This is a genomic window from Pseudoalteromonas sp. XI10, from assembly GCF_001469895.1.
In the GTDB taxonomy this organism is placed as follows: domain Bacteria; phylum Pseudomonadota; class Gammaproteobacteria; order Enterobacterales; family Alteromonadaceae; genus Pseudoalteromonas.
Window position 1 is genome coordinate 1 of record NZ_LOPY01000056.1, and the last position, 21375, is coordinate 21375.

The 21375-nt window shown below is 41.9% G+C and carries 20 protein-coding genes; 5 read left to right on the forward strand and 15 right to left on the reverse strand.

All coding sequences use genetic code 11. The features are described 5' to 3' along the window. Positions 1-350 precede the first annotated feature (350 nt). Positions 351-1208, reverse strand: a complete 858-nt coding sequence (locus tag AUR67_RS17305; protein WP_058586200.1) for a tetratricopeptide repeat protein — start codon at positions 1206-1208, stop codon at positions 351-353. 83 nt (positions 1209-1291) lie between these two features. Here AUR67_RS17305 and AUR67_RS17310 point away from each other — a divergent pair, with 83 nt between their 5' ends. Further along, positions 1292-2605 (forward strand): M20 metallopeptidase family protein, encoded by a 1314-nt coding sequence (locus AUR67_RS17310; RefSeq protein WP_058586201.1) that lies wholly within the window; start codon positions 1292-1294, stop codon positions 2603-2605. Between the two features lies 1 nt (position 2606). Here AUR67_RS17310 and AUR67_RS17315 read toward each other — a convergent pair whose 3' ends face one another. From AUR67_RS17315 to pomA, 4 genes are all read right to left on the reverse strand, one after another. After that, positions 2607-4514 carry a DNA topoisomerase III gene (locus AUR67_RS17315; protein WP_058586202.1) on the reverse strand — a complete coding sequence of 636 codons (1908 nt, stop codon included), beginning with the start codon at positions 4512-4514 and terminating at the stop codon, positions 2607-2609. Between the two features lie 66 nt (positions 4515-4580). After that, entirely contained in the window at positions 4581-5057 is a 477-nt protein-coding gene (locus tag AUR67_RS17320; protein WP_054562655.1) for a hypothetical protein, read from the reverse strand. A gap of 129 nt (positions 5058-5186) precedes the next feature. Beyond that, positions 5187-6110: a flagellar motor protein MotB gene (locus tag AUR67_RS17325; RefSeq protein ID WP_058586203.1), complete on the reverse strand. Its 924-nt coding sequence runs from the start codon at positions 6108-6110 to the stop codon at positions 5187-5189. Positions 6111-6113: 3 nt separating this feature from the next. After that, entirely contained in the window at positions 6114-6881 is a 768-nt protein-coding gene (gene pomA / locus AUR67_RS17330) for a flagellar motor protein PomA (protein ID WP_054552564.1), read from the reverse strand. Between the two features lie 272 nt (positions 6882-7153). On the opposite strand from pomA, the gene xseB reads away from it, so the two are divergent. From xseB to dxs, 3 genes are all read left to right on the forward strand, one after another. After that, positions 7154-7396 (forward strand): exodeoxyribonuclease VII small subunit, encoded by a 243-nt coding sequence (xseB, locus tag AUR67_RS17335; RefSeq protein WP_054552565.1) that lies wholly within the window; start codon positions 7154-7156, stop codon positions 7394-7396. 4 nt (positions 7397-7400) lie between these two features. Continuing rightward, positions 7401-8288 carry a (2E,6E)-farnesyl diphosphate synthase gene (ispA, locus tag AUR67_RS17340; RefSeq protein ID WP_058586204.1) on the forward strand — a complete coding sequence of 296 codons (888 nt, stop codon included), beginning with the start codon at positions 7401-7403 and terminating at the stop codon, positions 8286-8288. 89 nt (positions 8289-8377) lie between these two features. Continuing rightward, a complete protein-coding gene (dxs, locus tag AUR67_RS17345; protein WP_058586205.1) occupies positions 8378-10240 on the forward strand; it encodes a 1-deoxy-D-xylulose-5-phosphate synthase in 1863 nt (620 codons plus the stop codon). A gap of 60 nt (positions 10241-10300) precedes the next feature. Here the strand turns inward: dxs and AUR67_RS17350 are convergent, their stop codons facing one another. The 10 genes from AUR67_RS17350 to glyA form a co-directional block, all read right to left on the reverse strand. Further along, positions 10301-13387, reverse strand: a complete 3087-nt coding sequence (locus tag AUR67_RS17350; RefSeq protein WP_058586212.1) for a ligand-binding sensor domain-containing diguanylate cyclase — start codon at positions 13385-13387, stop codon at positions 10301-10303. A gap of 33 nt (positions 13388-13420) precedes the next feature. Then, positions 13421-13906, reverse strand: coding sequence for a phosphatidylglycerophosphatase A (locus AUR67_RS17355; protein ID WP_054562659.1), 486 nt, complete (start codon positions 13904-13906; stop codon positions 13421-13423). Next, on the reverse strand, positions 13903-14877 hold the full coding sequence (thiL, locus tag AUR67_RS17360; RefSeq protein ID WP_054562660.1) for a thiamine-phosphate kinase: 975 nt from the start codon (positions 14875-14877) through the stop codon (positions 13903-13905). Before thiL ends, AUR67_RS17355 begins: the two co-directional genes overlap by 4 nt. A gap of 44 nt (positions 14878-14921) precedes the next feature. Beyond that, positions 14922-15332, reverse strand: a complete 411-nt coding sequence (gene nusB, locus AUR67_RS17365) for a transcription antitermination factor NusB (RefSeq protein WP_054552571.1) — start codon at positions 15330-15332, stop codon at positions 14922-14924. Between the two features lie 15 nt (positions 15333-15347). After that, entirely contained in the window at positions 15348-15812 is a 465-nt protein-coding gene (ribE, locus tag AUR67_RS17370) for a 6,7-dimethyl-8-ribityllumazine synthase (protein ID WP_054562661.1), read from the reverse strand. 105 nt (positions 15813-15917) lie between these two features. Next, the gene (gene ribBA, locus AUR67_RS17375; protein ID WP_054562662.1) at positions 15918-17033 is read right to left on the reverse strand and encodes a bifunctional 3,4-dihydroxy-2-butanone-4-phosphate synthase/GTP cyclohydrolase II; all 1116 of its coding nucleotides are present in this window, start codon (positions 17031-17033) and stop codon (positions 15918-15920) included. A 42-nt stretch (positions 17034-17075) separates the two neighbouring features. Next, positions 17076-17729, reverse strand: coding sequence for a riboflavin synthase (locus AUR67_RS17380; protein ID WP_054562663.1), 654 nt, complete (start codon positions 17727-17729; stop codon positions 17076-17078). Between the two features lie 4 nt (positions 17730-17733). Beyond that, a complete protein-coding gene (gene ribD, locus AUR67_RS17385) occupies positions 17734-18873 on the reverse strand; it encodes a bifunctional diaminohydroxyphosphoribosylaminopyrimidine deaminase/5-amino-6-(5-phosphoribosylamino)uracil reductase RibD (protein WP_058586206.1) in 1140 nt (379 codons plus the stop codon). Between the two features lie 2 nt (positions 18874-18875). After that, positions 18876-19325 (reverse strand): transcriptional regulator NrdR, encoded by a 450-nt coding sequence (nrdR, locus tag AUR67_RS17390; protein WP_054552576.1) that lies wholly within the window; start codon positions 19323-19325, stop codon positions 18876-18878. 108 nt (positions 19326-19433) lie between these two features. Next, complete coding sequence (gene glyA, locus AUR67_RS17395; protein WP_054562665.1) at positions 19434-20690, reverse strand: serine hydroxymethyltransferase; 1257 nt, start codon at positions 20688-20690, stop codon at positions 19434-19436. 375 nt (positions 20691-21065) lie between these two features. Here glyA and AUR67_RS21060 point away from each other — a divergent pair, with 375 nt between their 5' ends. Then, positions 21066-21350 (forward strand): hypothetical protein, encoded by a 285-nt coding sequence (locus AUR67_RS21060; RefSeq protein WP_235591856.1) that lies wholly within the window; start codon positions 21066-21068, stop codon positions 21348-21350. Positions 21351-21375 lie beyond the last annotated feature (25 nt).

The window sequence follows — 21375 nt, forward strand, 5'->3', positions numbered from 1 at the left end:
TCGAGTCAACACTTAATTTTAAACTTTCTTTTTAGACCGTTTTAAACCGAAGTTTTACTTAACTCTGTGTCACTTTGTTCAGCGCTTTTCATTGCTGCCCGCCGTGTCAGTGGATGCGCATTATAGGGATGCGAAGAATTAACGCAAGCACTTTTTGTAGAAAACTACTAAAAACTTACCTTTCGCGCAAAAAACAAGCTAAAGGCAGTAAAAAGCACAGTTTACTGTACAAAATACAGTCAACTTTTCTCGAGAGGATCTTAAGTATTATCGATAATAGGTAATACGCAAGTTTTTAAATAAAAAAAGCGCCACTATTTTTAATGGCGCTTTTATCAATCAACTCTGGATTAGTACAAGATACTATATAACTTACGACGATACTTAGATGCCAAGGTATCGCCATCAGGTAAAGAAGCGATAATTTCTAGATAGGTTGGTTTTGCATCTGCGTAGTTAAGATCTTTTTTAAGTACATTAAATAGCATCTCTAAAGCTTCTTCTTTACGACCCGCGCTATTAAGAGCATTACTTAGTTCTACTTTTATCTCTAAATCATTTGGGTATTTTTCAACTTTATCCTGCAATGCTTTTATCTCTGGTGAATCTGTTGCAGCTAATGCTTGTTCACATTTTGCTTGAATATTTGTGAAATACGCGTCACGTTCATTTTCTGCAACCGAATCTAATAATGCTTGCGCATCTTCTAATTTATGAATTTGAATACAGATATCAGCTAAAACTAACTTTACACGTGTATGGTTTGGATCAAGCTCATAAGCCTGCTTTGCATAGTTAAAGGCATTATTTAGATCTTGATTAATTAACGCTTGCTTAGCTTGCTCTAGTAATAATTCGTGTTGAGCTGGTAAATGTTTGGCTAGCGCATCGCGAATTTGCTGCTCTGTTTGAGCACCAGGTAACATATCTACAGGCGCTGAATCTTTTAACATCACAAGCGTAGGTAATGCTTGTAAACCAATTTGCTGCGCAAGTTGCCCAGCAAGGGCTTGCTCAACATCACAATCTAATGTCGCTACTAATAAATGCTCACCATACTCATTTGCTATTTTCTCTAAAATTGCAGCTTGCTGATGACACTCTGGGTTTTGCGCAGAGTAAAAAGTAAGTAGCACTAGCTTTTCAGCGGACGTTTCACCCAGTGCTTGCTGCAAATTTTGCTGGGTAAGTTTTATCATATTATTCATTTGATCGATTGCACTATATAAGTATTTAGGTTTTTATATAGTGGCAAACATAACAATTACAAGCCCCACGGGTCGAGGTCATTATGAAATTATCTGCTATTTCTGCAGCTTTATTACTTCTTAGTCCATTCGCACAAGCAACAACGCTCGATTTAAATCTCAAAAAAACTATGCCTGAGATTGAAAAGCTTTATTTAGATTTACATCAATCTCCCGAGCTGTCTTACCACGAAAAAGAAACTGGTCAAAAGCTAGCAAAGCAATTAAAACAACTGGGCTTTACTGTTACAGATAATGTAGGTGGTTATGGCGTTGTTGGTATTTATGAAAACGGTGATGGCCCTACAGTAATGATCCGCACTGATACTGATGGATTACCAATTGTTGAGCAAACTGGAAAACCTTACGCTTCTAAAGTGACTGTAACAAATGATGCTGGTGCAACCGTTGGCGTAATGCATGGTTGTGGGCATGATATTCACATGAGTTCATTTATTGGCACAGCACAACAGTTAATGACACATAAAGATCAGTGGCAAGGTACGCTAATGATGGTCGCACAGCCTGCAGAGGAAGTTGGTGGTGGTGCAAAAGCAATGCTTAAAGAAGGGCTTTTTACTAAGTACTCTACTCCAGACCATGTTATTGGTTTACATGTAAGTGCGAGTGTTCCTGCTGGTAAAGTTAGCATGAAAACTGAGTATACGATGGCAAGTGTTGACTCTGTTGATATTACTGTAAAGGGTAAAGGCGGTCACGGTGCCTATCCACACACAACAATAGACCCTGTTGTGATTGCTTCACGTATTGTCTTGGCACTGCAAACTATTACTAGTCGTGAATTGTCACCACTAGAACCGTCTGTTATTACTGTTGGCTCAATTCACGGTGGCTCTAAACACAATGTCATTTCAGATGAAGTAAAACTACAACTGACACTGCGTAGTTATAACCCTGAAGTTCGTTTACAACAAATCGCGGCGATTAAACGAATTTCTAAAGGTATCGCATTAAGTGCAGGCCTTGATGAAAGCTTAGCACCTGAAGTATATGTACATGAAGATGAGTCAATTCCTTCGACTTACAATAACCCAGCACAAACCAATGTAGTGCGTTCAGCAATTGCTAATGCAATCGGTGAAGACAATGTTCTTGAAACTGAAGCTGTAATGGCTGGTGAAGACTTTGGCCTTTATGGTCGTACAGAGCAGCACGTGCCAATTACTTTGTTTTGGTTGGGCGGTGTTGAACCGAGTCAATATGATGCAGCAATGCAATCTGGCGCAACATTACCTTCTTTACACTCAAGCAAGTTTGCACCTGATTACAAGAAGGCGCTTCCTACAGGGATTACAGCGATGAGTAATGCTGCGGTTGCCCTATTCAACAAAAAATAGTTTAGGCTGACTTAGCTCTAGGCTTAGTTTTTCTTTTAAAACGTCGCTTTTGCGGCGTTTTTGGTAACTGAGCAAAGACTTGGCTGTCGCACTGCTTGGCTTGCTCAACTAAAGCATGTAACTCTGCCAACAATGGCGTTAAAAATTGCTGATAACTCATATGTTGTTCAGCTATATTCCCTAACGATGCTTCCCACTTAGCTGTTAAGTCAGGGCTAGCAAGCTGCTCTGGTAATGTACTTATGAGAGCTTTGCCTGTTGCGGTAGCTAGAATGTTTTTACCCTGACGCTCTAAAAAGCGGCGTTTAAATAAAAGCTCAAGAATACCAGCCCGTGTAGCCTCAGTGCCTAAGCCGTCGGTTTCTTTGAGGATCTTTTTAATTTCTGGGTCTTTCACATAGCGGCTGATGCCTGTCATAGCACTCAATAAGGTAGCATCAGTAAAATGCGCTGGCGGTGTCGTCATTTTGTCTACCACTTCACCTTGATTGCAATGTAGCGGCTGGCCTTTTTCAAGTGGTGGTAAGGTTTGCTCATCTTTTAACTCTGTTTTGCCCATTAATGTTTTAAAGCCTAAGCTAACATCTTGCTTAGCAGCTGCTTTAAAAAGCCCACCCGCAATTTCGACCGTTACTTTGGTTTCGTTAAATATATAGTCTGGATAAAACTGAATTAGATAATGACGGCAGATCAACCGATAGATTTTTTGTTCATCACTATTTAATGATGCTGAGCGAAGCTGTTTTTCGGTAGGAACAATAGCGTGGTGAGCCGCCACTTTGCTGTCATTAAAACATTTACTCCGCTTACTGGTATCAGCTTGCTTGCAAGCTTCACTTGCTTGACCTTCATTATTGACGATGGCAGCAATAATCCTCGCTGCATCTTTATGATGCTCTTTTGGTAAATAGCGGTTATCTGAACGAGGGTACGTAATTAACTTATGACGCTCATACAAGCTTTGACAGGTATCTAGCACCTTTTGTGCTGGCATTGAAAACGCCTTTGCCGCATCAATTTGTAAAGCCGACAAGTTATAAGGTAACGGCGCTTGTTGCTTTTTTTGCTTTTGTTCAAGCTCAACTACTTTCGCTGGCTGATTAGTTATGCGTGACACAACATTTTCAGCAAGCCCTCTATGTAATACCCGCCCTTCTTCATCTTGATAAGGTTCACATGCTTTACTTGGCTGCCACTTTGCAGAAAATGCTTGCTGCTGAGTTTCAAGATGAGCTAATACTTCATAAAAAGGTTTCGCTACAAAGTTAGCTATTTCATTATCACGATTTACAACTAGACCTAAAATAGGAGTTTGAACACGCCCAACAGATAACACATTACCAAACCCAGCTTTTTGCCCAGCAAGCGTATAAGCGCGAGTTAAATTCATGCCAAATAGCCAATCGGCACGTGAGCGAGCTAAAGCAGACACACTCAATGGAATAAAATCGCGATTCGATTTTAAATTATTTAGCGCTTTTTTAACTGCACTTAAGTTTAAGTCGCTGATCAAGAGTCGTTGAATTTGCTGTTTTTTGGCTTGGCTAAGTTTAACCTGTTCGATCACTTCATCAACCAATAGCTGGCCTTCGCGATCAGGATCGCCGGCATGAACAATTATATTTGCCTGCTTGATTAGCTTTTTTAATACAGTGAGTTGTTTACGTGTTTTTGATTTAGGTTTTAATTGCCATTGCTCAGGCACGATAGGTAAATGCTCAAACCGCCACTTTTTAAAACTTGCATCGTAGTCATCGGGTTCTGCTTGTTCAAGCAAATGACCAATACACCATGAGACACAATCACCATTACCTAGCTCTATATAGCCATCATGCTTTTTTTGTGGTTTTGGCAGAGCATCTGCAATGGCTCGCGCCAAGGATGGTTTTTCGGCAATGTAAAGTTTCATAACGCAACACTAAATACTGTTTTTATAAACAGTAGTCTAGCACAGGATTTTTAACGAAGAAACGCCTTAAGCTTGCTGGCTTCGTCGAGTAAAGAGGTAGATAAGCGGTAGGTAACATACGACCACAGTACCAATATTGATTAGCGGTAGCAGGGTCTTGTACATGTAGGTGCTGTAAGACAAATCCCAAAGGTGGCGGTCAACTAAACGGAACAACTGTAAAATGGGCGCCATTATCACAACCAACTGCCCTAAAACACTTTGCCATAGGTAGACTTTATCTTTAATACCTAAGTAAGCAATGATTGCCATCCAAGCAATATCATTAAAAGCCCAGACTACATAGCGCCAGATATAGATATCATCAAACTCTCTTAAAGCAGAATAAATAAGAGTTCCATAAAGGAAAAAAGCAGCAGTAATGATAGAGAAATAAAAAGCGGGCCAATCTTTACGAAGGTAAAAAATAATAATAGCCGGGCTCAAAATGAACACCCAGCTATTGCTTAATATAACTCTAATTTCTACAAACCAATCAGGCAAAATGCAGTGCCTTAATCAGTTTTATCATCATCACCGCCATCACCATTGCCTGGCATATAGCTATATTTATCAACTTTTTTCATTTTTATACTCCATTACATGTGTTAATGAAGTTTCACTTTAATGGATTTATTGCCTTACATCAATAGGGTCAGACTCGTGTGCTTTACCTTGCATAATAGAGATTTCAACACGGCGATTACGCTTGCGATCTTCATCGGTCACATTCGGTACAAGAGGCCTTGTTTCTGCGTGACCTACCACCATCATACGAGATTTATCAAAACCGGGCGCTTTTTCCATTTCACTGGCAACTGCCACCGCACGTTTTGATGATAAATCCCAATTATTAGTATAAAGCTCATTCGATACTTGGAAGTCATCAGTGTGACCTGACACGGTTATTTCACCCGGCACATCTTTTAACAACGTAGCAATATCACGAATAATAGGTTTAAATTTTGGCTGTAAAAAAGCACTACCCGATGGGAATGAACCATTCTCACGAATGCGAATAATAATTTGCTGGCCTAATGACTCGAGCTCAATCGCACCATCCATAATTTGCTGTTCTAGTTGCTGAGCAATTTTCTTCACAAGTTCATTTGTTTGTTCTTGATCAGCTGCTGAAATTGACTGTTCTAGAGCTTGTTGCTGAGCCGTACTTTGCGATTCACCTCCACGTTTATTACCGCGCTGCTCTTGTCGACCACCGGCGGAGCTTTCATCACCAGCTTGAAACTCAAGCATTTGTTGCGTCATTTCTACGGTTTGTTGTTGAATCGTTTCAATAGGAGTGGGTTCAGGTTTGCCCGGAGTGAACTCCATGGCAATGACCGAGGTTCCCTTTGGAATATCTTTTACTTCAATTTTATTTTGTACACCGAAAGCAAACTTCATAGAGCCGGCAATTTGCTTAAACTTCAGTACGTCCATTTCTGAGAAAGCAAGCAAGAGTACAAAGAAGCACATTAATAATGACATTAAATCTGCGAAGGTTCCCATCCAGGCGGGTAAACCCGGTGGTGGACATTTGCACTCTTCATCTGACATACCCTACTCCTCGGTATCAACTTTACGTTTTGATTCGGCTAAGTAGTTTTTCAAGATACCTTCAATTACTTTCGGGTTTTGACCATCTTGAATACCTAGTACCGCATCGAGAATCAAACGTTGATTAAGCGCTTCCTCGTCTTTACGTAGCTCTAGTTTTACCTGAATTGGAATAGCAACAACGTTCGCTAAAAATGCACCATAGAGAGTAGTTAAAAGTGCAACCGCCATTGCAGGGCCGATTGCTTTCGGGTCATCCATATTTGATAACATAGCAACCAAACCGATTAGCGTACCGATCATACCCATCGCAGGGGCAATATCGGCAAGTGATTTAAATAACCCAGCCCCTAGTTCATGACGGTTAGCAGTAAGAGAAATATCTTTTTGTAGGGTGGCACGAACAACATCAGCATCATGACCATCCACTAACATATCGACCCCTTTACGCATAAAACCGTTGGGGATTTCGGCTTCTTCTAATGCTAAGAAACCACCTTTACGTGCTGAATCAGCTAATTCTACTGCTTTTTCAATTAACTCTTCTGGAGATTCGATTTTGAACATAAAGGCTTTTGCAGCGACTTTACCTATGCCCAAAAATTGCCCCATAGTGAAATTCGATAATACGATAAAAATCGAACCACCAAATACAATGACCACCGAAGGCGTGTTGTAAAACATTGCAACTTGGCCGTCACTACTTAACACCATCGACATAGCAATTAAGCCTATGGCACCAAGAATACCTATTATGGTTGCTAAATCCACATACCCCTCCAGAGGAACAATTACACGACACCCTCAGGTATCAAATTTTTATTATTAACTGCTTATCGGCAAGCAGTTGAAATACTTAAATCATTAAATGAATTAATTTTATTTTAATGTAAGATTTTTAAGCTACAAGTTTAAGCTGTATCTAAAACCGTAAAAATAGCATATTGAAAATGGATTATGCGTAAAAAAACACATCATTCTTTGACCTAGTTTAGCATTCCCCCTAAAATTGGCCTCACTTTCTAACAGCTATCGAGGCCACAATGGCAACAAAGAAACCAGAAAACTTAAGCTTTGAAGAAGCGCTGGATGAATTATCTCAAATTGTTGCACAAATGGAGCAAGGTGAATTGTCACTAGAACAATCGCTAAAACAATTTGAACGCGGCATTGCACTGGCGAATGCTTCGTCTGGTAAGTTACAGCAAGCCGAACAAAAGGTTGCCATTTTAATGGGTAACGATAGCCAAGCTCCTCTTAGCAATTTTGATTCAAACTTGGACTAATTAAGTGCAATTAAAAGAACAACTACAACGCGCTCGTGAAGACGTTGAAGCACATTTAAATCGCTATTTCGAACTACCACTTAATACCGAAAAAACTATCAAAGAAGCCACCCATTACGGTGTTTTAAATGGTGGTAAGCGCTTACGTCCATACCTTGTATACGCAACAGGTCGAATGATGGGCGCAGACAAGGCCGATCTTGATATTCTTGCTGCCGCTATTGAGTGTATTCATAGCTACTCTTTAGTCCATGATGACTTACCAGCCATGGATGATGATGACTTAAGACGTGGCCGCCCTACCTGTCATATTGTTTATGGCGAAGCGCAAGCCATACTCGCGGGCGATGCATTACAAACGCTGGCATTTGATTTAATTGCCAACCATCAATTTGCCGTTCCTGCGAGCCAGCAAGTAAAAATGATTGCCTCATTAAGCAAAGCCTCAGGTATTGAAGGTATGGTAGGTGGGCAAGCACTGGATATTGAAGCGACCGATAAAGAAATTTCAGTTGCGCAGTTAGAGCGTATTCATCAGCTAAAAACGGGCGCCTTGCTTAATTGTGCTATTACACTCGGTGCATTGAGTGCAAAAAGCTGTGATGAACATACTCTCGCGCAATTAAACCTATTTGGCCAAGCAATAGGGCTAGCTTTTCAGGTACAAGACGATATCCTTGATGTAGAAGCTGATACTGAAACATTAGGTAAGCCACAAGGCTCAGATATTGCGGCTAATAAAGCAACTTACCCTGCTTTATTAGGTATGGCTGGTGCAAAGCAAAAAGCACAAGATTTACTAGCTCAAGCTCATCAAGCTCTTGAGGCTATTGATTACGACACCAGCGAACTGGCGAGCCTTGCTAGCTATATCGTTGAACGTAATTATTAATGCCTAAAAAAGAAAGACAAAATAACTAAAAAATCAGAGCGGCAATGGGCTATAATGCACTCTGGTTAGCGAAGGATGTATAAAAAATCATGACACTTGATAGTAGCAAGTATCCATTATTAAGTTTGGTTGACGAACCAGCACAGCTGCGTGATTTAGCGCAAGACAAGTTACCTGCGTTTAGTAAAGAGTTACGCGAATACCTACTTAATTCAGTTTCGCAAAGTAGTGGTCATCTAGCATCAGGTTTAGGCACTGTTGAACTAACCGTTGCGCTGCATTATGTTTATAACACTCCTGAAGATCGTTTAGTATGGGATGTGGGTCATCAAGCATACCCGCACAAAATCTTAACGGGTCGTCGTGACCAAATGCATACTATTCGTCAAAAAGACGGTTTGCACCCTTTCCCATTCCGTGAAGAAAGCCCGTACGATACTTTTAGTGTTGGCCATTCGAGCACCTCTATTTCGGCTGCCTTAGGTATGGCCATTGCTGCCGAAAAAGAAGGTAAAGATCGTAAAACTGTTGCTGTTATTGGCGATGGTGCGATCACTGCTGGTATGGCATTTGAGGCGATGAACCACATGGGTGATGTTAACCCTAACGTGTTAATTATCTTAAACGATAATGAAATGTCGATTTCAGAAAACGTAGGTGCACTAAACAATCACTTTGCCCGTATTTTGTCTGGTAGCTTCTACACCAATATTCGTGAAGGCAGTAAAAAGCTTCTTTCTGGTTTACCGCCAGTGAAAGAACTTGCTAGCCGAATGGAAGAACACTTAAAAGGTATGGTCATTCCGGGTACTTTCTTTGAAGAGTTAGGCCTTAATTACATCGGCCCAATTGATGGTCATGATGTTAATATGATGGTAGATACATTACGTAATATGCGTAACCTTAAAGGCCCGCAATTACTACATATTAAAACGCAAAAAGGTAAAGGTTATAAGCCTGCCGAAGCGGATCCAATTGGTTACCATGGCGTACCAAAATTTGATCCGAGCATGTCAAAATTACCAAAATCTAAACCTGGCGCTGCCACATTCTCAAATGTGTTTGGTGACTGGTTATGCGATATGGCAGCCCAAGACGACAAGCTAATGGCAATTACCCCAGCGATGCGTGAAGGCTCAGGCATGGTACGTTTTTCTAAAGAGTACCCAGCGCAATACTTTGATGTAGCAATTGCTGAGCAACATGCTGTAACGCTTGCAGCTGGTCTTGCTTGTGAAGGGTTGAAGCCTGTTGTCGCTATTTATTCAAGCTTTTTACAACGTGCGTACGACCAACTTATCCACGATGTAGCATTACAAAACTTACCCGTTTTATTTGCTATTGACCGTGCTGGTATTGTTGGTGCTGATGGTGAAACTCACCAAGGCGCCTATGACTTAAGCTTTATGCGCTGTATTCCTAATATGATCATCATGGCGCCTAGCGACACTAACGAGTGCCGCCAAATGCTTTACACTGGCTACCAATGCAATCAACCTGTCGCTGTTCGTTACCCGCGTGGTAGTGCCGGCACTTGTGAAGTTGAATCGACTATGAGCGCGATTGAAATCGGTAAAGCGCGTAGTATCAAACAAGGTAATAAAGTGGCGATCTTGTCGTTTGGTACGCTGTTAGAGAACGCCAAGGTAGCTGCAGAAGAGCTTAACGCAACAGTTATTGATATGCGCTTTATTAAGCCTCTTGATACTGACGCTATCAGTGAATTACTCGGCAGCCATGATGTCATTGTTACCCTAGAAGACAACGCCATTGCTGGCGGTGCAGGTTCTGCTGTGAATGAATATTTAGCTGCAATCAAAGCCGGTGTGACTATCTTAAACTTAGGTATTCCAGATGAGTTCATTAAGCATGGTACGCAAGATGAAATGCACGCCGAAATGGGCCTAGATGCAAGTGGTATCTTAACTAGCATCAAAGAGTTCATGGCTTAAGCCAAACAGCATTCACTAAAAAGGAGCCTTAAGGCTCCTTTTTTAATACCAATAGAAACGCTAGCGCATCCAAATTTTAATATCGGCTAAGCCATTAGCTTGTAGTGCGCTAAGCTGCTGATCAACATTGTGGCTTTGCTCGAACTCAAAAGCATCTAATTGCTCGTCAAAGGTAATGTTGGCAACGCCATCACCACCGCGCTTTTTAACTTGATGCAGTGCGATATCAGCAAGGTTAACTGAGGTTTCCCAACCAATAACTTGGCCACCCAATAAAGGTAATGGGTAGAAAGACCAGCCAATAGATGCAGTAATCGTGGTCGATTCCCCATTCGGTAACCTAAATGGATTTGCTGCAATTGCTTCACATAAGTCAGCCACATAATTGTCTATCGCTGTGCGTTTGAAATCACGTAGTAAGAGTAAAAACTCATCGCCACTCCAGCGTGCAACATAGTCAGAACCTTGAGTACGGCTATTCAATAAAGTCGCCATTTGCTGTAAGCAGCTATCGCCAGCGAGCGGGCCATATGCATCATTAATGCGACTGAAGTTATCAAAGTTAATTATCAATAGAACGAGCGACTTACCCTGCGCTTGCAGTGACTGCGAGTTTCGCTGGAAGTGTTCGATATCTTTAGGGAGCTGATCAAACAAGAAGCGGCGGCTACGTAGGCCTGTAAGCTCATCTGAGTGACTTACTAGCTTAAGCTGTGAATTCACTTGGTTAAGCTTATCGTTAGCTTCTCGAAGCTCTACGGTACGTTCTGTTACTAAGCTTTCAAGGGCTAATTGCTTACGTTTCTCTTGCGCTCTAAATACCCAAAACACAAGGTAGAACAGTAAAATAAAGCTACTGGTGATCAAGAGTCTAAAATAAATAGTCTCATCAAAACGGCGCGGCACTACAAAGCTGTACTCAGTACGACGTGCTTTTTGCCAATCTTCACCACGGCGTTTTGCTTCAAGTTGGAATAAAAACGAACCCGGCGGTAAGTTGGTATAGATTGCCTCACGACGAGTATTAGCATAACGCCAGTCACTGTCTAAGCCACTTAAACGGTAACGGAATTCAATACTTGAAGGAGCATAATAATCAATCGCGGTGTATTTTAACGTTACATCGCGTTCATCAATTTGCAGCTCTGGTTTATCGCCCAAAGTTGCGGTACTTAAATGACGAAGCGGCGTGATCAAGCTTTCAATGCGAGGCTTAAGAGCTTGAACACCAAAAAGCTCAACGCTCTTTGGTATTTCTACCACACCTTGTAGGCTTGGATACCAAATGGAGTTACCGGTATCTGCTACAGCGTCATGACCCAGACCAGCACAACACTGACTTGCTTTACCATCAAGTTGACGGTCGAACGATGAGATCACTTGTTCTACTTTTAAGCTCTCGATATCAGTACCAAACTGCTCGACTGGCATGCGGTATACACCCTTCATGGTACTGACCCAGATACGTTTTAATTGCTTATCGTAAACAAGACTAAAAATAGAGCCATACGGCAGACCATCTGTCGCATCTAACTGACGCCACTGACCTTTGGTACTGCGATAAAATAAACCATCGTTAAGTGAGCCAATTAATATCCCCACCCCTTCAATATTCAAAATACTGGTAACGTAGGCACTTTCTAAGCTGGTTTGGTCGCCAATTTTTTCAATACCGCGGTCGGTAAAGTAATAAGCCCCTTTACTGGTGCCAATTAAGCCAAAGTTTTGCTCATCCAGAACATAGGTAATAAATTTACTGCTTAAGAATGCATTGTATGCAAAGGGCGTTAAACCACCGTAGCTTAAGCGGTACATACCACGGCCAGTACCGAGCCAAAAACCGCCTTTGCTAGAACGGCTAATTGCGAATACAGGGTTATCGCGCAGTGCTCGCCCCGGCACCGTATACAAGTTTTGGTTTTCGTAATAAAACACACCGCGGCCTGTTGCGATGTACAAACGATCACCATCAAATTGTAAGTCGTGCACTGCTGCTCGACCAAACTGGTTACTCGGAATTTGATTTACAAAATTCTTGTTGTAATCGAAGTAACCAACACCGCTGCGGTTAGCCACCCATAATTTTCCATCAGGTGCTTGGCTAATCGCCATCACTGCTTCGGTCATATTTGAGATAGCTGAGTGACGTTCAATACGTCCTTCGTGAGCAAGCCATAAGCCTTCACTGAAGCTTGCCAGCCAAATATTATTTTGATTGTCACGGAAAATATCGGCAAACCAAATGCTTTGATCGAGCTGGCTTGGCTCAACCCATTGCCAATCTCCTGAGTTATCACGAAATAACAGTCGGCCATAGGTCGAAATCCAAAGCGCCCCATCTGAGTCGCTCATAAACTTATAAACGGCAGAGTTACTGGCATTTGGCAGTGGGAATGGACGCAGCTCGTCATCTAAATCAAGAAAGTAAGCACCCAGCTCTGAAGCTAGGTATAAGTTCCCTTCAAGCCAAGCCATGTCATGAATAATGGTTTGCGCTAAACGCTCAGGTAATGAAACTTTGGCAGTCAGCTCTAATCGTAACTTTGCAAAGTCAGAAGAGGTATTGGTTAAACGCAATAAGTGACGCTCATTGACCAGCCAAATGCCTTCTGGCGACAACGCCATTTGGCTCACTGAACCCACAATTTGCGTAATAGCAGTGGCATTAGATACCGGTACAATTAAAGCTGAGTTTTGATTTAGTGTGACTTGATTTCGAGCAACGTAATAAAGGCCATTCGCTGCAATCCAAATACTGCCTTTGGAGTCTTCAAGAATATCGCGAACCGGACCTTTAACGTTAAAGGTTTGCGACATCATGGTTTTAGGATCAAGTGTTACCAAGCCATTTTTGGTACCAACCCAAAGTAACCCTGTGCTATCAACTAATAGTTTATTAATACCATTACTTGGCAGGAAATCGCTGTTTTGCGTATTGAAGTTAGTGAAGGTGTTACCATCAAAGCGACTTAAGCCAAACTGAGTGCCCAGCCACATATAGCCTTGCTCATCTTGAGCAATGCTTTTTAAAGATTGCGATGGCAAGCCATTTTGGATGTTCCACTGTTTGACGACATAGTCAGTAATAGATGCAAACGCAGGCGTGCTGCAAAGCATCAATAAACAGACAACTAGAAATCGCATCATATACTTGCCACCAAGTAACACTTAACTCATCGTTTAAAAAGGCAAATAGCCTGCTTTAAACAAGGCTTGAACACAAATTAATGAAAATATACCTGCTAAAATATCATCAGCCATGATGCCCAAGCCACCGTGTAAACGTCTATCTAGAATTCGGATAGGACCTGGTTTAGCGATATCAAAAAAGCGGAACAATAAAAAACCAACCAACAGTGACTGCCAACTCAGTGCAGCACCAATCATGGTGATATAATAACCAGCAACTTCATCCCAAACAATGGCTGGATGATCATGTACCCCTAAGTCATCTGCTGTTTTACCACATGCCCAAATACCAAATACACTGATCACGATGGCAAACACAATCTGTAACCACAGTGGAAAGTACATAGTAGTAAAAATAAATGGCAAGGCAGCAAAGGTACCAAAGGTGCCAGGTGCTTTAGGGGCAAGCCCTAAGCCAAAACCCAAACCAAAAAATTGGTGTGGGCGTTTTAAATTGAATAATCGGTTACTGCTCAAACCGGCTCCTTCGTAAAGTGCTGAAAGCCCTTACCTTGATAATTAAATTGCTCACCATCAAGTAATAGCTCAATCTCACCTTCGCCACTTTTAATTTGACCCACACAACTTGCTTCAACACCATATTGGCGTAGCTTCATATCAACCATGCTTTTATTGCTTTCTGGCACAGTAAACAGCAGCTCGTAGTCGTCACCGTAATTTAAAATGTAGTCAAATTGCTCTGCACGTGGAATCGACGAATTTAATGCATCAGAAACAGGCACTTTATCAACATTGATCACCGCACTAACTTGCGATAGCGCTAAAATATGGCCTAAGTCAGCTAATAAGCCATCGGAAATATCAATTGCTGCAGAGGCAGCGCCTCGCAGAACCTGACCAGCTGCAACACGTGGAGTCGGATAATCAAAGCGATTATTTAAATAGCTTAAGTGTTCAGGGGCGATATCGAGGCCTTGTTTACGGGCTTCAATGGCTACACCAGCATCACCTAATGGACCAGTTACATAAATCCAATCGCCAACTTTAGCACCGCTACGGCGCAGTGCTTTGCCTTCAGGCACGATACCTTTAGCACAAATCGTAATAGTTAAAGGGCCTTGAGTGGTATCACCACCAATAATTTGCACATTGAAGTACTCTGCAATTTCATGCATGCCTTCAGTGAACTCTTCAAGCCACTCTATATTTGCTTCAGGCAAAGTTAGGCCTACCGAAATCCACGTAGGTTCAGCACCCATTGCCGCAAGATCACTTAAGTTAACAGCTAAAGCTCGATGCCCAAGGGCACGCGCAGAGATGTCATCAAAAAAGTGTACGCCCGCAACTAAGGTGTCTGTTGTTACCGCCAATTGACAGTTTTCAGGCACAGTTACTAAGGCACAATCGTCACCAATACCTAGGTTCACATCACGGCGAATAATGCCACGCCCCTTAAAGTAACGATTGATTAGTTCAAATTCCTTCATACACAAAAAAGCCGGCCCAAGCCGGCTCTCCTTTACGGGGTTACTTACTTACGCAGTTCTTTCACTGCTTTATCAAGTACACCGTTGACAAACTTATGGCTGTCTTCAGCACCAAACATCTTAGCAAGCTCAATACCTTCATTGATTGCCACTTTGTAAGGTACGTCTTCACGGAATTTCAGCTCATAGCCAGACAGACGTAAAATTGCTTTTTCGACCATGTCTAACTCATCAGCTGGGCGTGCTAAATGTGGCGCAACGATTTCATCTAATTGCTTACAGTTAACAACAACACCGCGTGCTAGGTCTTTGAAATATTCGACGTCGATCTTAGTCACATCATTTTCAATTAACATTTGCTGTTCAATATCAGCAATTGGGTTGCCGCTTAACTGCCAAGAGTATACGGCTTGAAGTGCTAAGATACGTGCTTTACGTCTTGCTGCTGGTTTCACAGAGATTCCTTAAACTTAAATTTTGTCTAACACATTAACCATTTCAAGCGCACCTAAAGCAGCTTCGCCGCCTTTGTTACCCATTTTGGTACCTGCGCGCTCAATTGCTTGCTCAATGCTTTCAGTGGTTAATACGCCAAATGCAACCGGGATATCATACTCAAGAGATACTTGCGCAAGACCTTTGTTTGATTCGCCAGCGACTAAATCAAAGTGTGGTGTACCACCTCTGATCACTACGCCTAAAGCGATGATTGCATCGTGTTCTTTCTTTGCTGCAACGCGTTTCGCTGCTAAAGGTAATTCAACGGCACCTGGTACGTAAACAACTGTAATGTCGTCTTCAGATACGCCACCTGTGCGCTTAAGCTCATCAACAGCACCTGCTAATAGGCTGCTACCAATAAAGTCATTAAAGCGAGAAATGACAATGGCAAATTTTTTGCCCGGTGCGTATTTGTTACCTTCAATAATTTTCATTTAATAACCCTAAAAAATAAGTTTAAGCGGTTGCGATTGCGCAAAAATTACGGCGCATAATACCACAAAAATATAAAAGTAGCCTAGTAAATCTGTTTTCCCTAATTAAGAGCGAGGCTCTACGTAGTCAACCACTTCTAAGTGGAAACCAGATAACGCATGGTACTTCTTAGGACGGCTCATTAAGCGCATCTTTTCAATACCTAAATCAGCCAAAATTTGCGAGCCCACACCCACAGTACGCGATGTACCTTGGAATTTACGATGACTCACATTTTCGCCAGCATCTTCAGCAGCAAAGGCTTTAACGGTTGCTTCTAGATCTTCTGTTGACTCTTGTTTACCCAAGATAACCAGCACACCGTTGTGCTCAGCGATATAAGCCATAGCATCTGATAAGCCCCAGCTACGATCAGCACTTCTATCTGATAATAGAATATCATTAAAGGTACTTTGTAAGTGAACACGTACTAACGTTGGCTCGTCTTTCGATACTTCACCTTTTTGTAAAACATAGTGAAGCTGACCATCAATGGTGTCTTTGTAGGTCACTAAATCAAACTCACCGTGATCTGTTGGCAGTTTACATTTAGCAACGCGCTCAATGGTGGTTTCGTTTAGGTTTCGGTATTCGATTAAATCTGCAATGGTGCCAATCTTTAAGTCATGCTCTTTAGCAAATACTTCAAGATCAGGGCGACGCGCCATAGTGCCATCTGGGTTTAAGATTTCAACAATCACAGATGACGCCTCAAGACCCGCTAAACGCGCTAAATCACAACCCGCTTCAGTATGACCTGCACGTGTTAACACGCCACCAGGCTGCGCCATAATGGGGAAAATATGCCCTGGCTGAACGATATCGCTTGGCACGGCACCTTTAGCGATTGCAGCTTGAACGGTACGTGCGCGGTCGGCCGCTGAAATACCTGTAGTTACACCTTTCGCCGCTTCAATTGACATTGTGAAGTTAGTTGAAAAAGCAGCACCGTTATTTTTCACCATAAGTGGTAATTCTAACTGCTGACAACGCTCTTGTGTCATTGTTAAACAAATTAAACCACGGCCATGTGTTGCCATAAAATTGATAGCATCAGCACTGATATGCTCTGCTGCGATAATTAAATCGCCTTCATTTTCTCGGTCTTCATCGTCCATTAAAATAACCATTTTACCGGCTTTAATGTCATCGATAATTTCTTGCGCGCTGTGTAAATTCATAATGTGCCCATGAGAGTATGATTAATAGTGACGTATCTTTGCTTATTTAATAAAGCCAGCTTGTGCTAGCAAGCTCATTGATATGTCTGAACGGGAAGGTTGTTCAGCCCCTTTAATTAGGCGCTCTAAATAGCGAGCAATCTGGTCAACTTCTAAATTCACCTGAGTCCCCACCTGAAATTCTGCAATCGTTGTTTGCTCTGCAGTATGCGGAACAATTGTCAGCTTAAAGCGATTTTGCTCAACCTCGTTGACGGTTAAGCTAATGCCATCAATACACACCGAACCTTTGTACGGAATGTACTTCATTAAATCATTGTCTGTGCTTAACCAGTACTCAGTTGCACGAGCATTAGGACTAATACTTTCGACAGTCGCAATACCATCAACATGGCCTGACACTAAGTGCCCACCTAAGCGAGAAACCGGTTGCATGGCTTTTTCGAGGTTAACTGTTTGACCTTTTTTATAATGTGCAAACCCAGTTAAGCTGATTGTTTCGTTTGATAAGTCAGCACTAAAACCATCGCTATGTTTAGCGACAACCGTTAAACACACACCATTGGTGGCAATACTGTCACCGAGCTTGACGTCTTTCATATCCAAATTAGGGCTTTGAATACGAATAGCTAGATCACCTTGCTTTTGTGTTAGTTCAACAATTTTACCTGTTGCTTCAATAATTCCAGTAAACATAGTGCTACTCTTTATTTTCAATGTCTGTGGCTTGCTTTGCTTTTATCGCTGTTAAGCGAATATCGTCGCCAATCATCACTGTATCAGTAAAGGTCAGTTCAGTGATATCACTCATCATGGTGACTTCTGCAAAGTTTAGTAAGCTTTTGCCCATATCACCTATTAACTTAGGAGCAATATAAACAATGTATTCGTCAATTAAATCTTGCTCTGCGAACACCCCGGCAAGGGTTGCCCCCGCTTCGAGCCAAATATGATTAAATTGTAATTCAGCAAGACGCTTTAAAACCGCCGATAAATCAACTTTATTGTTAATTGCTGGCACCACTTCGTGTTTAACAAAGTGAGGCCATTTGGTGTGATTATCAAGCGAAGTGGTAAAAATTATCACCGGGCTCTCGATGCTGAATAACTCAAGCTCAGGCGTTAACCTGTTTTGTGAGTCAAGAATAATTCGGGTTGGTTGGCGCAAAGGCAACGAGGTTGGCATTGTAAATGGCAACTCATCAACACGAACATTAAGTTTGGCATTATCAGTAATAACGGTGTCTGCACCGGTTAAGATAGCACAGCTTTGCGCACGAAATGCTTGCACATCTTGGCGCGCTTTAGGGCCTGTTATCCATTTACTTTGGCCGTTATTTAGCGCGGTTTTACCATCTAAACTACATGCCATTTTACAAGTCACATATGGCAATCCAGATTCCATACGCTTTAAAAAACCTTTATTTAAATCGCGCGCTTGTTGCTCAAGTAAACCAGATGCCACGCTAATACCGGCGTCGGCTAAAATTTGTAGGCCGCGACCACTCACCGCAGGGTTTGGGTCAACCATAGCTGCAATGACCTTACTTACACCAGCTGCTTTTAAACCTTCGGCACAAGGTGGAGTGCGCCCATAATGACTACAAGGCTCTAAAGTCACATATGCAGTAGCGCCTTTCGCGTTGTCGCCAGCTACAGCCAAGGCATTCACTTCAGCATGGCCCTGCCCTGCTAATTGATGAAACCCTTCACCGACTATTTCGCCATCTTTAACCAAAACACAGCCAACATTCGGGTTTGGCGTCGTAGTAAAACAACCTTGTTTAGCAAGCTCAATGGCACGCGCCATGTAAGCTGTATCAAGCTCTGTAAACGACATGATTAATCACCTAAACGAGCGATTTCTTCACCAAACTCGCGAATATCTTCAAATGAACGATAAACCGATGCAAAGCGCACATAGGCTACTTTGTCGAGTTTCTTTAGTGACTCCATGATGCACTCGCCAATTAAATGGCTAGAGATTTCACGCTCACCCGTAGCACGAAGTTGAGATTTAATGATGTTAACGACTTCGTCGACCTGCTCAGTGCTCACTGGGCGTTTCTCTAAAGCGCGATGCAAGCCATTCAGTAACTTGTCTTCATTGAATGGTTCGCGGCTACCATCTTGCTTGATGACTCTTGGCATCACAAGCTCAGCGCCCTCAAAGGTGGTAAAGCGCTCATGGCATTCGTTACATTCACGTCGACGTCTCACTTGGTGACCACCGCCAACAAGTCGAGAATCAATTACTTTAGTATCTTTTGCGGTGCAAAAAGGGCAATGCATAGGGTTCAACTTCCGTTTATAAAAAACAAAAAAAGGCCGCTTAGTAAGCGGCCTTTATAATAGCAAAAAACAACGCTATTGTTATCTTAATTACGGTTTAACCAGTAATTAAGCGTAAACTGGTAATTTTTTACAGATAGCTTTAACTTTCTCTTTTACTTCTGCTTGTACAGACTCATCGTTGATGTTGTCTAGTACGTCACAGATCCAGCCAGCAAGCTCTTTTGACTCAGCTTCTTTGAAACCACGGCGAGTAATAGCCGGAGAACCAATACGAAGACCAGACGTTACAAACGGTGAACGAGGGTCGTTTGGTACTGAGTTTTTATTAACAGTGATGTTTGCGTTACCTAGTGCAGCGTCAGCATCTTTACCTGTGATATCTTTATCGATTAGGTCAAGAAGGAATAAGTGGTTGTCTGTTTTGCCAGAAACAACTTTGTAGCCACGCTCTTGCAGTACTTCAACCATTGCTTGTGCGTTCTTAACAACTTGTGCTTGGTACGCTTTGAATTCTGGTTGTAATGCTTCTTTGAAAGCAACCGCTTTAGCAGCGATGATGTGACATAAAGGACCACCTTGACCGCCAGGGAAAACAGCGCTGTTTAGCTTTTTGTAGATCTCTTCATCACCACACGCAGAAACGATTAGACCGCCACGAGGACCTGCTAATGTTTTGTGAGTTGTTGTTGTAACAACGTGTGCGTGAGGGATTGGGCTTGGGTATACACCAGCAGCGATAAGACCAGCAACGTGAGCCATATCTACGAATAAGTATGCACCTACTTTATCAGCGATTTCACGGAATTTAGCCCAATCAACAACGCCTGAGTATGCAGAGAAACCAGCGATGATCATTTTTGGTTTGTGCTCTAATGCAAGTGCTTCAACTTGAGCGTAATCAATTTCGCCAGTTTCGTCGTTTAGGCCGTATTGAATTGCATTGTACGTTTTACCAGAAAAGTTAACGTGTGAACCGTGAGTTAAGTGGCCACCATGAGCTAAGCTCATACCTAGTACTGTATCGTGTGGCTGAAGAAGAGCTTGGAAAACAGCTGCGTTTGCTTGTGAACCCGCATGTGGTTGAACGTTAGCGTAATCTGTGCCGAATAATTCGTTTGCACGGTCAATTGCTAGTTGCTCAACAACGTCAACATGCTCACAACCGCCATAGTAACGTTTGCCTGGGTAACCTTCAGCATATTTGTTGGTAAGCTGAGAACCCTGCGCTTCAAGTACGCGTGGGCTACAGTAGTTTTCAGACGCGATCAGTTCGATGTGCTCTTCTTGACGAGCCGTCTCTTTATTGATGGCTGCAAATAACTCTGGATCGAAATCCGAAATATTCATGCTACGTTCTAACATGGGGTCTCCTAAGGCAACGTGTATGGTGTTTTTTAAAGGCTGTATTGTACGCTTAAAACGCACTTTTGCCTATCTTGTAAAGATGAACATATTTAAACAGGGATTGAATTTATTTCACAGTGTTTTAATAATGATATTTTTTTATTGATACATAACAAAAATTTATAAATTTAAAATATTTCATAGATATTTAAAATGTTACTTAAACAAAAAATCGCATTGTTAAATTGCGTTTTTATTAGGGCAAACTAAGCTTATGTAACTAGTCAATATCAAGGATGGTATAAGTACATGTTAGCTAAACCAATATACGAATTAGTCCCCTACGGATACTTTTTTCTCGGCATCAGTTGTATCACATTAGCCAATAATTATGTGCCTACATTAATCGGTGTAATCTTATTTTTATTAGGTGCTAACATTTGGCGGATGCGTTCTGAAGCCAGAAGAACCGATCATTCAAGCCAGCGAGTCAAGCAAAGAAAACGTCGCTATTACTATGAATTTAAACCTTTTATCATTTTTATTTCGGCATTCACCTTGATGCAATGGACGCAAAATGAACTCGTTTCGGTGATCAGTATTTTGCTGTGTATCTCGGCAGGGGTCATTCTAAGCATGCGGATTTTAAACCGTCATAGCCATTCGTTACTTCATTGAGGGCTTTATTAAAAGACTGCATAAA